This is a genomic window from Acidisoma sp. C75, from assembly GCF_054665095.1.
Map to the genome: position 1 here is coordinate 253,723 of NZ_BAAFHD010000006.1, position 13,011 is coordinate 266,733.

Consider the following 13,011-nt stretch of genomic DNA (forward strand, 5'->3'; position numbering starts at 1 on the left):
GGCGCCGCGAGCGGGCGCGCGGGGCCCCTTCTGTTCAGTGGGTGTGATAGGCCGCGAGCGCCGAGATGCGCGCGCGAAAGACCCAGATCTGATAGGCGTTGTACATGATCATGACGGGGAAGAAGCCTGCCATGGCCAGGGTGAAGGTGAAGATCGATACCGCCGGGCTCGCTGCCTGGTAGATCGTCCAGGTATTCGGCACGATCCAGGGATAGACGGTGGCCATATAGGCGATCGTCATCACCGCGACGGCGGCGTTGAACCAGAGCACGGCGGCGAAATCGCGATCCGCGCGCACCGCCCGGCGCATGCGGAAGGCGATGAACAGCACCACCAGCAGCACCAGCCCCCAGGCCCAGAAATGCGGGCCGAACCATTTCTGCGCCGCCCAGGGGAAGAGGATCGCATTGGCGATGACGGTGATGACGACAGCGCCGATGCCGAGCACGAAGATCGGGTCCGTCCAGCGGGCGGCCTGTTCGCGGATGCGCTCGCCATGTTCGAAGCGGGCACGGATGAAGAGCAGCCCGCCAAGCGTCGTCGCCAGGACCGAGCCGAGCCCCGTCCAGATGCTGAAGGGCGAGATGAAGCGCAGCATGCCGCCGACATAGGTCGGCTGCACGCCCGGCGTATGGGTGAGCGGGAAGCCGTGCAGGATCGCCCCCACCGCCATGCCGCCGAAGAAAGCGACGACGAGGCTGGATACGCCGAAGCAGAGATCGGAGAAGCGCTGCCACAAGCCTTCCGATAGATGCCGGAATTCGAGCGCCAGCGCTCGCGTAATCATCCCCCAGAGGGCGAGGGCGAGCGGCGCCATCAGGTAGTTGAAGGCCGAGCCATAGACCAGCGGGAAGGTGCCGAAAAGCACGCCGCCGGCGACGATCAGCCAGGTTTCGTTCGCATCCCAGGTGCCGGCCATGGCGGACATGATGGCCGCCCGCTCATGCTCGCTGCGCACGAAGAGCGAGAAGATCCCGGCGCCGAGATCGGCTCCGTCGAGCACGATATAAAGCAATACGCTGAGATCGAGCGCCACCCACCAGGCGAAGGTGACAACCGATTGAACCGGGCTCAAAGCGTCCATGGGGGAACTCCGCTGCCAGAGGCGTGCAGAACAGGGGCCATCTCAGATCGGGCGGACATAGGGAGGCTCCTCGCCGTGCCGCGGCTCGAGATCGCCGATCTGCTGGGTTCCGCCCTGCGGCACCGGGCTCGTCAGATCCGGCCCATGCCGCATGACCTTGGCGAAGAAATACCAGGTGCTGCCCCAGACGATTAGTTCGAACCACATATAGCCGATCAGCCAGAGGGCGGCGGCAGTCGCACTCATATGGCTCACGCCCTGCGCCGTGCGCATCAGCCCATAGACCACCCAAGGCTGGCGCCCCACCTCGCGCACCCACCAGCCGCACCAGATGCTGGCATAGGGCAGGAAGGCCGCGACGATTGCCGCCCAGAGAAAAAGCCGGTTGTTGGAAATCCGCTCCACCTTGAAGCGGCCGGTCACGATCAGCCACAGGCCCCAGAAGGCAAAGAGCATGAGCGCGCCGCCGGCCGCGACCATGACGCGGAAGCCGTAGAAAGGCACCAGAACGGGCGGCCGATCCTGCGGCGGGAAGCTGTCGAGCCCGGTGACCTTGCCGTTCCAGGTATGGGTTTCGAGCAGGCTCAGCATATGCGGGATGCCGATCGACCAGGCCATGCCGTCACCCTTGGCGTTGGGCCAGCCGACCACTTTCCAGCTGGTATTGACCGAGCCATCCGGATTGTAGGTGTGGTAGTGGCCTTCCATCGCGGCGAGTGCTGCGGGCTGCGCATCGGCGACCGTCAGCCCAAGCCCGTCTCCCAGATAGACCTGCAAGGGCGCAACGAGGACGAGCGCGAGCACGCAATAGCGCAGCGGGCGCTGGAATAGGCTCACATGCTTCCTGGTGAGGACGAACCAGGCCGAGACCGCGATGACGAAGCAGAGGGCGAGTTCTACCGCGGCGACCAGCATATGCGGGAAGCCGAGGATGACATCGGGGTTGAAGAGTGCCTTGGCCCAGTCCACGACATGGAAATAGCCGTCTCGAAACACCACCCCGGCCGGGGTTTGCATCCAGGAATTGGCGTCCAGGATCCACATCGCCGAGAGCGAGGAGGAGATGGCGACGTTGAAGGTTGCGAAGAGATGCATGCCGCGGCTGATCTTGCCCCAGCCGAAGATCATCAGGCCGATGAAGCCCGCCTCATACATAAAGGCGGTGATCGTCTCATAGCCGAGCACCTGGCCGAAGAAGGGGCCGGCCGCCTGCGAAAAGGGGCCGTAGAGAATGCCGAAGGCCATCTCCATGGTGATGCCGGTGGCAACGCCGGCGGCGAAGTTCACGATGAAGAGCTTCTCGAAGAAGCGGACGAGGCGGTACCAATGGTCCTTATCAGTCGCGACCCAGCGCCATTCGGCGAGGAAGAGCAGACTGGCCAAGCCGATGGTCAGCGGCGGATAGAGGATGTGGAAGGTGGTGATCCAAGCGAAGTCGAGCCGCGAGAGGAACACAGCAAGGGCGTTGTCGGGCATCGATCAGACTCCGGAACGGTGCGAGGCCGGCGGGCACGAAGGCTGGTGCTTCAGAGTTATGGCTGAAGTTGAAGGCGAGGTTAACCCGCGGCCTGCGCAAATGCGGGCGATGTCATTTTCTGCTTCGGCGCCGCTGCTGGCGAGCGGGAAGGACGGCAGAGGGTATTTCTTCATAATTCGTAATTTCAGAAAATTCTGAAATAAACGTACGAGCCTTTTGATCTATGTCAATCTTCTCCGAGGCCCTCGCCTGATCAGGTCCGGCATGCGGCGCCTGCATCCGGCGACTCCTGCAGAAACATTCGTCACATTCGTCGAGCCCGGCATGAAGCCAGGCATGACGAGCTTGTGGCGATCCAAGCGGCTTCTGACGCATTCTGGCAAAGGGTATTACGCGGGGAAGGATGCCGCGGATGCGGGATCGTTCCGCGCGCGGTCAGGTCGGCAAGGTGGCCCGTGGCAGGGGGGCTCCGCCGTCGGGCGCTGGGGGCAAGGGCGTGCGGGCGGCAGGCCCACCGGCCTCAGGCCGATGGGGCGCGGGGCGCCCGTGCCCGCGCCCCGCAGCCCGCTCTCAGCCGGCCCAGTGCCAGGTTTCGAGGTTCCAGGTATTGGTGCGGACATTGATGTTCGGCACGAAGCCGATGAGGTTCGCCTTGGTGCCCTCGATCTCGGCATATTGCTGCTGCGGCAGGAAGGGCAGATCTTCCCGCAGAACCGCCTGCAGCTTCTGGTAGATCGGAATGCGCTTGGCCTGATCCACCGTGGTCGCGCCCGCGAGGAGCAGTTGATCGACCTCGGGGTTGGCATATTGCATCGTATTCTGGCCCGAGCCGGTCTTGGCGGCGATCGAGGCGCTGCTCAGATAGTCCGAGGCATCGGGATCGGGCCCCACCATGAAATCGAGCCCGACGATCGCGGTTTCGAAATGCGACTTGATCCAGTAATCCCCCCACATGACGGCGGGCGGCAGGTTCTTGATCGTCATATTCACGCCGATCTGCTGGAAATCCTGCTGAAGCAATTGCTGCACCTGCTCGCGCAGATGGTTGCCGGCGGTCGTCGAATTGCTGAAGCTGAGCTTCACGCCATTCTTCTCGCGGATGCCGCCCGGCCCCGGCTTCCATCCCGCCGCATCCAGCATCTGCTTGGCCTTATCAAGATCGAAGCTGTGCTTCGGCAGGTTCGGGTTGTAGGCCCAGGATTGCCGGGGGAGATAGGATTCGGTCGGCGTCGGCAGGCCGTAATAGAGCTGCTGGATGATGCTGTCCTTGTCGAAGGCCGCATACAGCGCGTGGCGGACGGCTTTTTCCTGAAACTGCGGCAGGCCGAGATTGAAATAGAAGCATTCGATGAAGGATTCGGGGGCGTTGACCACCACCCGGTCGGCCAGTTTCTTCGCCTCGTTGTAATGGTCGGCCGAGATGCCCTGCAGGCCGATGTAATCGATGTCCCCGGTGCGAAATTGCGTGTAGAGAACGGTCAGATCGGGGATGTATTTATAGACGACATCCTGCAGCAAGGGCCCATCCCCGAAATAGGCTTCGTTCGCGGTCAGCGTGATATGATCGCCGGAGACGCGCTCCTGCCATTTGAAGGGCCCCGTGCCGATCGGATGCTGAACGAAGGTCTCGCTGAGCGGGGATTGCCCTTGCAGAAGATGCTTCGGCACGATGAAGAACCAGGCGAGGATGGACATGTAAGGCGCGAAGGGCTTCTTCATCGTCCAGGTGATGCGGTCGGGCGAGGGCGTCTGGATATTCTCCACCAGCTCATGCCCGGTGCGGCTATAGGCGGGAAAGCCGGGAGCGACGACGCTTTCGATCGAGAACTTCACATCCTCGGCGGTGAAGGGCGTGCCGTCATGCCAGGTCACCCCGGGGCGGAGCTTGATTGACCAACTCTTCCCATCGGCCGAGATGCCGCCATTGGCGGTGGTCGGGATTTCGGCGGCGAGGCGCGGCAGCAGGTTGCCCTTCGGGTCCACCGCCCAAAGCGGGCTGAAGAGCGCCATGTACACCCCGTCATCCACCTCGATATGCGAGAGGCGCGGATCGAAGACCGTCGGCTCCTGCGAGAAGCCGATGATCGCGCGCCCCGAGGGCTTGGGCTTGCTGGCGGCGAAGAGCGGCCGGCCAGGCAGCAGGCTGCCAGCGCCGAGCGCGGCGGTGGTGATGAGGAGGCGGCGGCGGGAAAGGCGGAAGCCAGGCATGGAGGAAGGCATGGTCATTCCTTTCGGGGTCAAAGGCCGGACTGGATGGTGATCGGCGTGCCGTCAGTGAAACGGCTGTAGCGAAAGGGTGTCGGGTCCACGATCGGCGGGCGCCCGGTGGCGATTTCGGCGGCAAGCCGCCCGGCGGCCGGGCCGATGCCGAAGCCATGGCCGGAAAAGCCGGTGGCGATGACGAAGCCCGGCAGGTTCGCCGCTTCCGATATCACCGGCACGACATCGGGTGTCACATCGATCATGCCGGCCCATTGCTGGGCGATCGTCATCGAGCGGAAGATCGGGAAGACCTCGGCGATGCTGCGCGCGGCGGCGGCGTTGATGGCGGGCACGGGGTCGGGGTCCAGGATGCGCTGGTTTTCGAAGGGGCTCGGCTTATCGAGCGCCCAGCGCTTCGGCGTCAGCGCTTCCTCGAAAAAGCGATGGTCGAGCCGGAGGCGCAGGCCGCGGCGTTCCTCCCGCGCGGCGGGCAGGAATTCGCGGAAGAAGCGAAAGGTATCGGGCACGATGGGCACGACATTGCTGCGCCCATTGGCGATGGTATAGCCGCCGTCGAGCCGCTTGCGATAGGCGAACTGGCCGAGCCAGGCGGAGGTTTCCGGCCCCCCCGCGATCGGCCCGGTGCGCAGCACCGTCGCCCGCACCTTGAGTTGCGGCAGGCGGATGCCGAGGCTGGCGCAAAAAAGCCGCGACCAGGCGCCCCCGGCGAGGATCGCGCTCTCGCAGGCGATCGGCCCGCGCTCCGTCACGATCGTCGAAAGCCGCCCGCCGCGCCGCTCGATCCCGCGCACGGCGCAATCTTCGAGGATGATGGCACCGGCCTGCCGGGCCGCCGCGGCGATCGCCGGCACCGCCTTCTGCGGCTCGGCGCGGCCATCGGTCGCGGTATAGAGCGCACCGCGATAGCGCCGCGTGGCGCCCGGCAGATGGGCCGCGAGTTCCGCCCCCTCGATCAGCCGGCTGCCCATCTGGAAGCCCTCGACCCGATCGAGCCAGGCCTGGTAGCGCGCGAGGTCGGCATCGCTTTCACCCACATAGAGCACGCCGCAGCGGCGAAAGCCGGTGTCGATCCCCTCGCGCTCCAACTCCTCCCACATGCGCAAGGCTTCGATGATGAGCGGCACTTCCCGCAAATCCCGCCCGGTCTTGCGCACCCAGCCCCAGTTGCGGCTGGATTGCTCGCCCGCGAGGCGGCCCTTCTCGCAGAGAACGACGGAGACACCTTGCCGCGCGAGAAACAGCGCCGCGCTGATGCCGATGATGCCACCGCCGATGATGACGACATCCGCCCGCGCCGGCTGGGCGGCGTCCGTGATGGCGGGTTCGATCTCAGGTCCCATCGGCAAAGCCTTCAGCATGCGCCGTGCGAAGCCCTGCTTCCTGCGGCGGAATTGGTGAGGAGAGACGAAGTTCCGGTCGGTGGCAGGCCGCGAAATGCCCAGGCGCATGTTCCACCAAGGGCGGCACCGCCTCAGCGCAGGCAGCTTCGGCATAGGCGCATCGGGTGCGGAAGGGGCAGCCCGAAGGTTGCGAGATCGGGCTCGGCACATCACCGCGCAGCAGGATGCGCGATGGCCGCGCCTGCACGTCCGGCACGGCGGAGAAGAGGGCTTCGGTATAGGGGTGGCGCGGCCGCGCGAAGAGGGCGGCGGTCTCGGCGATCTCCACGATCCGGCCGAGATACATCACCGCGACCCGATCCGAGATGAGGCCGACGACGGCGAGATCGTGGGCGATGAAGAGGATCGTGAGGCCGAGCCTCTGGCGGAGATCGAGCAGGAGGTTGACGACCTGCGCCTGCACCGAAACATCGAGGGCGGAGACCGGCTCGTCGGCGACCAGCAAGGCGGGGTTGCAGATCAGCGCACGTGCGATGCCGATGCGCTGCCTCTGCCCGCCCGAGAATTCGTGCGGATAGCGCCGCGCCGCTTCGGGAAAGAGGCCGACGGTGCCGAGCACCTCCGCGATGCGCGCCTGCCGCTCGCCCCGGCTGAGGCCCGGCTCGTGCACCTCCAAGGGGATGGAGAGGATCTGCTCGACCGACATGCGGGGATTGAGCGAGGCGTAGGGGTCTTGGAAGACCAGCTGCATGTGGCGCCGCACCGGCCGCAGCTGCTTGCGCGTCAGATGCGTGATGTCCTGGCCCTGGAAGCGGATCGCGCCGCCGCTTGCCGGGGTGAGCCGCAGCACGGTGCGGCCGAGCGTCGTCTTGCCCGAGCCGCTTTCGCCCACGATGCCGAGAACTTCCCCGGCGCCGAGCGCGAAGGAAACATCCGAGACCGCGCGCAGTACCCGGCCGCCGGGCACGGCGTAGTGCTTGTTCAACCCTTCGACGCTGAGCAGCGGCGCCTTCATGCCGCGATCTCCCGCCAACGCGCGCAGCGCACCGCATGGGTGGCGGACGCCTGCTCCAGCGGCGGCGGCGCGGCATCGCATCGCCCGGCCTCGGCATGCCCGCAGCGCGGGTGGAAGCGGCAGCCCGCGGGCCGCGCCTGCGGGTCCGGCACATTGCCGGGGATCGCGGCGAGGCGGCCGCCCTTGCGCAAGACATCGGTAAGCCGCGGCACCGAACCGATCAGCCCCGCGCTGTAGGGCATGCGAGGATGGCGCAACAGCGCATCCACCGGCGCATCCTCCACCACCTGGCCGGCATACATGACGAGCACGCGATCGGCCACTTCCGCCACCACACCGAGATTATGCGTGATGAAGATGACCGACATGCCCGTCTCCTCCTGCAGCGATCGGATGAGGTCGAGGATCTGCGCCTGGATCGTCACGTCGAGCGCGGTTGTCGGCTCATCGGCGATCAGCACGCGCGGGCGGCAGGCAAGCGCCATGGCGATCATCGCGCGCTGGCGCATGCCGCCAGAGAGCTGATGCGGGTAGGCCCGCGCGCGGAGCGCGGCTTCGGGAATGCCGACATGGCCGAGCAGCGTCACCGCCCGCTCCTCAGCGGCGCGCGCCGACATCCGCTCATGCGCGCGCAAGCCCTCGGCGATCTGCGCGCCGATGCGCTGCACGGGGTTGAGCGAGGTCATCGGCTCCTGGAAGATCATGCCGATGTCCCGCCCGCGGATGCCGGTCATCCGCGCTTCCGAGAGGGAGAGGAGATCAAGCTCCTCGCCGCCCTCCCGCCGCAGGCGCACGCTGCCCCGCACCTGGCAGCGCGGCGGGCCGCCCAGCAGCCGCATCAGGGCCAGCGCCGTGACGCTTTTGCCCGAGCTTGATTCGCCGACGATCGCGAGCGTCTCACCTTCGCCCAAGGTGAAGGACAGGCCCTCGACCGCATCGACCGCGCCGCCTTCCCCGGTGAAGCGGACGGAGAGATCCGAGACCGTCAGCACCGCGCTCATTGATGGATATCCAGCCGCGGGTCCAGCGCGTCGCGCAGGCCGTCGCCAAGAAAGTTGAAGCCGGTGACGGCGAGCGTGATGACGATGCCTGGGGCAAGCGCGAGCCAGGGCGCCGAGGTGAGATATTCCTGGGCGTTGTTCAGCATATTGCCCCAGGAGGGGGTGGGCGGCTGGATGCCGTAGCCGAGATAGCTCGCATAGCTTTCGAGCAGGATGGCGCGGGCGATCGTCAGCGTCGCCGCGACGACGATGGGCGCCATGATGTTCGGCAGCAATTCACGCAGCATGAGATGCGCGTCCGAAACGCCGATGGCTTCCGCGGCGATCGCGAAATCCCGCTCCCGCAGCGAGCGCACCTGGCCTTCCACCACGCGGGCGACTTCCATCCAGGAGGTGAGCGCCACGATGAGCGTGATGGTGGTGACCCCCGGGCTGACCAGGGCAGCGAGCGTCAGCAGCAGGAAGATCTGCGGGAAGCAGAGGACGGCATCGACGAGGCGCATCAGCGCGGTGCCGATGATGCCGCGATAGAAGCCGGCGACGAGCCCGATGATCACGCCGAAGACGGTGCTGAGCGCCATCGCGGCGAAGCCGACGGTCAGCGAAATGCGGCCGGCGAGCAGCAGGCGGACCAGCAGGTCTCGCCCGAGTTGATCGGTCCCCAGAAGATGCGGGCCTATCAGGGGCGGCTGGAAGCGATGGCGCAGATCGATGGTGAGCGGCCCGTAGGGCGAAAGCAGCGGCCCCACGGCACAGGCGAGGACCAGGAAGAGGATGGCGGCAAGGCCGAAAATCGCCAGCCGATGGCGGAGGAAGCGGCGCAAGGCCGGGCGGCGCCGGCGGGCCGGGAGAGCGGGCGCGGGCAGCGCCGAGCCGAGGGGGGCGGAACTGCTCATGAGAGGCGGATCCTCGGATCGGCGAGGGAATAGAGCAGGTCTGCCAGCAGATTGCCGATGAGTACGAGGATCGCCGAAAACATCAGCAGGCCCATCACCACCGGATAGTCTCGGTAGCCGATCGAATCGAGGAACAGCCGCCCCATGCCCGGCCAGGTGAACACGGTTTCGGTGACGAGCGCGCCGCCCAGCAGCGTCGGCAGTTGCAGCCCGGCGATGGTGATCATCGGCAGGAGCGCGTTGCGCAGAGCGTGGCGCCAGAGCACCGCCTGGCGCCGCAGCCCCTTGGCGCGGGCCGTACGGATATAGTCCTGGGCGATCACATCGAGCATGGACGCGCGCATGTAGCGGCTCCATGTCGCGATCGTCACCAGGGTGAGGACGAGGCAAGGGAGGATGAGGTGCCGCGCATAGTCGATAAAGGTCGCCTTGCCGCTCGAATACATGTCACCCGAGGGCAGCCAGCCGAGCCAGACGGAGAAGATGTAGATCATGACAAGGCCAAACCAGAAGGTCGGGATCGAGAGGCCGATCATCGCGCCGATGGTGGCGAGGTAATCGGCCCAGGAATAGCGGCGGATGGCGCCGAGCACGCCGACCCAGGTGCCGAAGATGATGGCGAGCAGCGTCGAGCTGCCCATGAGTTCGAGGGTCGCCCAGAGATGCGCGACGATGATGCCGAGCACCGGCTGCTGGTCTCGGTACGAGCGCCCCCAGTCGCCGCGCAGCAGATGGGATGCCCAATCGAGATATTGCACCGGCAACGGCCGGTCGAGCCCCATGGCATGCGAGATCCGCGCGAGGGTGGCGGCGGACATGCCGGGTGTCAGCGCGAACTGGCTCAGCGGCCCGCCGGGCGTGAGATGCAAGAGCGCGAAGCCGATCATCGAGACGAGAACGAGAAGAACGAGGCTCTGGCCGATGCGGCGGATGAGATAGCGGGCCATCGCGTCTCAGCCGTGCAAGGTGAGGTCGGCTGCCGCGCCCGCCTGCCGGGCGAAGCGGGCGCGGGCGAAGGGCGCGATCGGCAGGTTCGGCACCTCGTCGCGCGCCAGGGCGGCGAGGATCCGCCCGGTGACGGGGCCGAGGCAGAAGCCATGGCCCGAGAAGCCGGCGGCGATCGCGAGGCCGCGCGGCGATTGCGCGGCCTCGATCACCGGTAGCGCATCCGGTGTCATATCAACCAGGCCGATCCAGCTTTCGGCCAGAGGTGCCTCCAGCGCCGCGGGCACCAGCGCGCCGAAAAGCTTTGCCACGCGAAGGATTTCACCGAGCGAGGGGAGGAGTTGCGGGCCCGGCCGGGCCAGGCCCGCGGGCCGATCCTCGGCCGGCCAGTCCATCTGCCCGGCCCAGGGGCCGCTGCCGCTCGTGAAGCGAAAGCGGCCATCGCTTTCCTGCCGCCCCGCGCAGCTTGCATCGACAACGCCGATGACTTGCGCGAGTTTCGACGGCACCGGCGCGCTGCGCAGAACCGTGACGGCGCGCGTCACCATTGGGATCGCGAGGCCGAGCGGTTCGAGCAACTGGTTGCTGAGCACGCCGGCGGCCAGCACCACGCGGCCGCAGGCGATACGGCCAAGCTCCGTCGTCACTCCCGTCACGCGGTCTTCGGCAACCTCGATCGCGCGCACCGCCTCGCCGAAGCGCAAAACCGCGCCGGCCCGTTCGGCGGCGGATAGAAACGCCTGCACGCTGGCGCGCGGATCGGCGTGGCCATCGCTCGCGCAGTAGGCGGCGCCGGGCAGGGAAGGGGCGAGGGCGGGCGCCAGCTTGCGCAGCGCGGCGGCATCCAGCATTTCGGCCACAAGCCCCGCGCGCTGCTGTGCGGCGACCATGTCGGAGAGTTGCGCGAGATCGGCCTCGCTGCGCGCAAGGCGCAAATTGCCCTGCTGCCGATACTGCGTCGGCGCGCCAAGTTTCCTGTCGAGATCAGGCCAGTCGGCGATCGCCGCTTGCGCGAGCGGCAGCTCCGCGGGGTCGCGCCCAAGCTGGCGGATACCCGCCAATGTCCAGCCGCTCGCCATCGCCGCCGGGCCCCAGCGATCCAGCACCGTTACCGAAAGACCGGCGCTCGCCAGTTCATAGGCAGCGGCGGCACCGCTGATGCCCGCACCGATGATGACGACATCCACCACGCGCCTTATCCCTCCGTCTTCGTTGCACCATCAGGGCAAAGGCAAGCCATGCAAACACAGGCCATGCAAACGCAAGTCATGCAAATGCGAGTCACGCAACGCAAGGATCGTGCCAGAGAGGCCGATGCCAAAGCTTAGACGATTGTTGTTCTGGACAGCAATCGGCAAATTGCGCTTTTGTGAAAATTGCCAATGAATGGGGAGAGGCCGCGATGCCGGTTCGCACCAGCCCGGATATTACGGTGCTGACCAGTCTGCTCAGCTTCCAGCTGCGGATGCTGAGCCATTCGATCAACCGAGCCTATAGCGAGGCTTTTGCCGATACCGATGCGGCGACCGGTACCGGCAAGCTCACCACCTTGCTGCTCGTCTCCGCCAATCCCGGCATCAGCCAAAGCGAAGCGGGCCGCGTGCAGCACAAGGATCGGGCGGCGATGGTGCGAATCGTTGATCAGCTGGAACAATCAGGCTTGCTGGTGCGGGAGCCGGACCCGGCGGAGCGCCGACGGCATCGGCTGGTATTGACCCGCCGCGGCGTCGCTGAGGTGAAGCGCTACATCCGTATCGCGAAAACCTATGACGAGACTTTCTTTTCGGTGCTGAACCCGGCGGAGCAGCGCAGCCTCGTCAGGATCGTGCGCAAGCTCCGCCGCATCCATCAGCCGGAAACGCTCGGCCTCGACGGGGAAAAGCGGGCGGAGGCCGCAACGGCAAAGGCTCGACCCTAATAGGCGCTATCCGGGCGCCAGTTCACGGCGATCTCGGCAAGGCTCGCATTGTTCGGCAGGTCGAGCGCAAGTTCCACCAGCCGCGCGACCTCCCCCGGTTGCGTCATCTCCGCGGGCGGGGTGTCGGTGGCGGCGGTGGCCATCTCGGTCGCGACGAAGCCGGGGCAGACCGCGGTCGCCCGAATGCCGAGCGGCCAGCCGGCATGCCGCAGCGCATGCGCGAGCGCGGTGGCCGCGAATTTGCTGATCGCATAGGCGCCGAAATCGGCCGATGCCACGCGCAGCCCGGAGAGGGAGGAGAGGATGACGATGCGGCCACGGCCGCTTGCAGCAAGGTGCGGCCAGGCGGCGCGGGCTAGGCGCCGCGGTGCCAGCAGGTTCACCCGCAGCATTGCCTCCATCTCCGCATCGGTGGCCTCGATCGCCGATTTGGCGACCAGGATGCCGGCATTGCAGACGATCGCGTCAATCCGGCCGAAGCGGGCGAGGGTTGCCGCCACCCAGGCTTCCTCGGCGCCCGGCTCAGTCGCGTCATAGGGGGTGGTGAAATGCGCGCCGGGTAGCGGGCTCCGCACGCCGAGCGAGAGCGTCCAGCCGGCAGAGGCCAGCCGGGCGGCGATGGCGGCGCCGATGCCCCGGCTCGCGCCCGAGATCATGACGATAGGCTGGCTTTTGCTGTCCATCGCGAACCCGATCGAAAGAGGGAAGATAGCGAGGGCTGCCAGCAGAGGGCACCGGCCGGAACTTTGCAATCCCGTTCCGCGCGTTGGGCCTAGCCGCGGCCGCCCACCCGCATCTTGCGGCGCGTTGCTGATAAGGAAGCGAGGCCGCTCTTACCGCTCCTGCGGTTGGCTGGGGTTCCTGGAAATTGCTGGTTAGCCTCAGTATCGCCCTTAACTATATGATTTCCTGGAATTGCTTCTTCTTCATGCCCAGGGCACTGCTTGCAGTGCATCAGGGGCTCTCGACTTTCTCGAAGCAAGTCCAGACCGGCCCTGTTGCCTAACTGTGGGGCCTCCTGCCGCCAGCGTAAGCGTCGCGGCGTGAGCACGGGGCTTCGGTTTGGCGGGGCGCGAGCGTGATCGGGTTAGAGGCGGTCGATTATCACGCGG

11 protein-coding genes are annotated in these 13,011 nt (G+C 66.5%); 1 reads left to right on the forward strand and 10 read right to left on the reverse strand.

The window, feature by feature from the left end:
- Window positions 1-34 precede the first annotated feature (34 nt).
- From ACYQ7X_RS10410 to ACYQ7X_RS10450, 9 genes are all read right to left on the reverse strand, one after another.
- Complete coding sequence (locus tag ACYQ7X_RS10410) at window positions 35-1,084, reverse strand: cytochrome d ubiquinol oxidase subunit II (RefSeq protein ID WP_459696946.1); 1,050 nt, start codon at window positions 1,082-1,084, stop codon at window positions 35-37.
- Between the two features lie 42 nt (window positions 1,085-1,126).
- Window positions 1,127-2,560 carry a cytochrome ubiquinol oxidase subunit I gene (locus tag ACYQ7X_RS10415; RefSeq protein WP_459696947.1) on the reverse strand — a complete coding sequence of 478 codons (1,434 nt, stop codon included), beginning with the start codon at window positions 2,558-2,560 and terminating at the stop codon, window positions 1,127-1,129.
- Window positions 2,561-3,131: 571 nt separating this feature from the next.
- Complete coding sequence (locus ACYQ7X_RS10420) at window positions 3,132-4,781, reverse strand: peptide ABC transporter substrate-binding protein (protein WP_459696948.1); 1,650 nt, start codon at window positions 4,779-4,781, stop codon at window positions 3,132-3,134.
- Between the two features lie 17 nt (window positions 4,782-4,798).
- Window positions 4,799-6,124: an NAD(P)/FAD-dependent oxidoreductase gene (locus tag ACYQ7X_RS10425; protein WP_459696949.1), complete on the reverse strand. Its 1,326-nt coding sequence runs from the start codon at window positions 6,122-6,124 to the stop codon at window positions 4,799-4,801.
- The gene (locus ACYQ7X_RS10430) at window positions 6,114-7,139 is read right to left on the reverse strand and encodes an ABC transporter ATP-binding protein (RefSeq protein WP_459696950.1); all 1,026 of its coding nucleotides are present in this window, start codon (window positions 7,137-7,139) and stop codon (window positions 6,114-6,116) included. The genes ACYQ7X_RS10425 and ACYQ7X_RS10430 overlap by 11 nt, the downstream gene beginning before the upstream one ends.
- Complete coding sequence (locus ACYQ7X_RS10435) at window positions 7,136-8,140, reverse strand: ABC transporter ATP-binding protein (RefSeq protein WP_459696951.1); 1,005 nt, start codon at window positions 8,138-8,140, stop codon at window positions 7,136-7,138. The genes ACYQ7X_RS10430 and ACYQ7X_RS10435 overlap by 4 nt, the downstream gene beginning before the upstream one ends.
- Complete coding sequence (locus ACYQ7X_RS10440) at window positions 8,137-9,036, reverse strand: ABC transporter permease (protein ID WP_459696952.1); 900 nt, start codon at window positions 9,034-9,036, stop codon at window positions 8,137-8,139. The genes ACYQ7X_RS10435 and ACYQ7X_RS10440 overlap by 4 nt, the downstream gene beginning before the upstream one ends.
- On the reverse strand, window positions 9,033-9,983 hold the full coding sequence (locus ACYQ7X_RS10445; RefSeq protein ID WP_459696953.1) for an ABC transporter permease: 951 nt from the start codon (window positions 9,981-9,983) through the stop codon (window positions 9,033-9,035). The genes ACYQ7X_RS10440 and ACYQ7X_RS10445 overlap by 4 nt, the downstream gene beginning before the upstream one ends.
- A 6-nt stretch (window positions 9,984-9,989) precedes the next feature.
- Window positions 9,990-11,171, reverse strand: a complete 1,182-nt coding sequence (locus ACYQ7X_RS10450) for an NAD(P)/FAD-dependent oxidoreductase (protein WP_459696954.1) — start codon at window positions 11,169-11,171, stop codon at window positions 9,990-9,992.
- 212 nt (window positions 11,172-11,383) lie between these two features.
- On the opposite strand from ACYQ7X_RS10450, the gene ACYQ7X_RS10455 reads away from it, so the two are divergent.
- Window positions 11,384-11,899 (forward strand): MarR family winged helix-turn-helix transcriptional regulator, encoded by a 516-nt coding sequence (locus ACYQ7X_RS10455; protein WP_459696955.1) that lies wholly within the window; start codon window positions 11,384-11,386, stop codon window positions 11,897-11,899.
- On the opposite strand, the gene ACYQ7X_RS10460 is transcribed toward ACYQ7X_RS10455, so the two are convergent.
- The gene (locus ACYQ7X_RS10460) at window positions 11,896-12,582 is read right to left on the reverse strand and encodes an SDR family NAD(P)-dependent oxidoreductase (RefSeq protein WP_459696956.1); all 687 of its coding nucleotides are present in this window, start codon (window positions 12,580-12,582) and stop codon (window positions 11,896-11,898) included. The genes ACYQ7X_RS10455 and ACYQ7X_RS10460 overlap by 4 nt on opposite strands.
- Window positions 12,583-13,011 lie beyond the last annotated feature (429 nt).

Excerpts from the sequence above, each read along its gene's own strand:
- ACYQ7X_RS10420 (WP_459696948.1), bottom strand. The coding sequence starts at position 4,781 with ATGCCTTCCTCCATGCCTGGCTTCCGCCTTTCCCGCCGCCGCCTCCTC.
- ACYQ7X_RS10460 (WP_459696956.1), bottom strand. The coding sequence starts at position 12,582 with ATGGACAGCAAAAGCCAGCCTATCGTCATGATCTCGGGCGCGAGCCGG.
- ACYQ7X_RS10445 (WP_459696953.1), bottom strand. The coding sequence starts at position 9,983 with ATGGCCCGCTATCTCATCCGCCGCATCGGCCAGAGCCTCGTTCTTCTC.
- ACYQ7X_RS10440 (WP_459696952.1), bottom strand. The coding sequence starts at position 9,036 with ATGAGCAGTTCCGCCCCCCTCGGCTCGGCGCTGCCCGCGCCCGCTCTC.
- ACYQ7X_RS10435 (WP_459696951.1), bottom strand. The coding sequence starts at position 8,140 with ATGAGCGCGGTGCTGACGGTCTCGGATCTCTCCGTCCGCTTCACCGGG.
- ACYQ7X_RS10425 (WP_459696949.1), bottom strand. The coding sequence starts at position 6,124 with ATGGGACCTGAGATCGAACCCGCCATCACGGACGCCGCCCAGCCGGCG.
- ACYQ7X_RS10415 (WP_459696947.1), bottom strand. The coding sequence starts at position 2,560 with ATGCCCGACAACGCCCTTGCTGTGTTCCTCTCGCGGCTCGACTTCGCT.
- ACYQ7X_RS10410 (WP_459696946.1), bottom strand. The coding sequence starts at position 1,084 with ATGGACGCTTTGAGCCCGGTTCAATCGGTTGTCACCTTCGCCTGGTGG.
- ACYQ7X_RS10430 (WP_459696950.1), bottom strand. The coding sequence starts at position 7,139 with ATGAAGGCGCCGCTGCTCAGCGTCGAAGGGTTGAACAAGCACTACGCC.
- ACYQ7X_RS10455 (WP_459696955.1), top strand. The coding sequence starts at position 11,384 with ATGCCGGTTCGCACCAGCCCGGATATTACGGTGCTGACCAGTCTGCTC.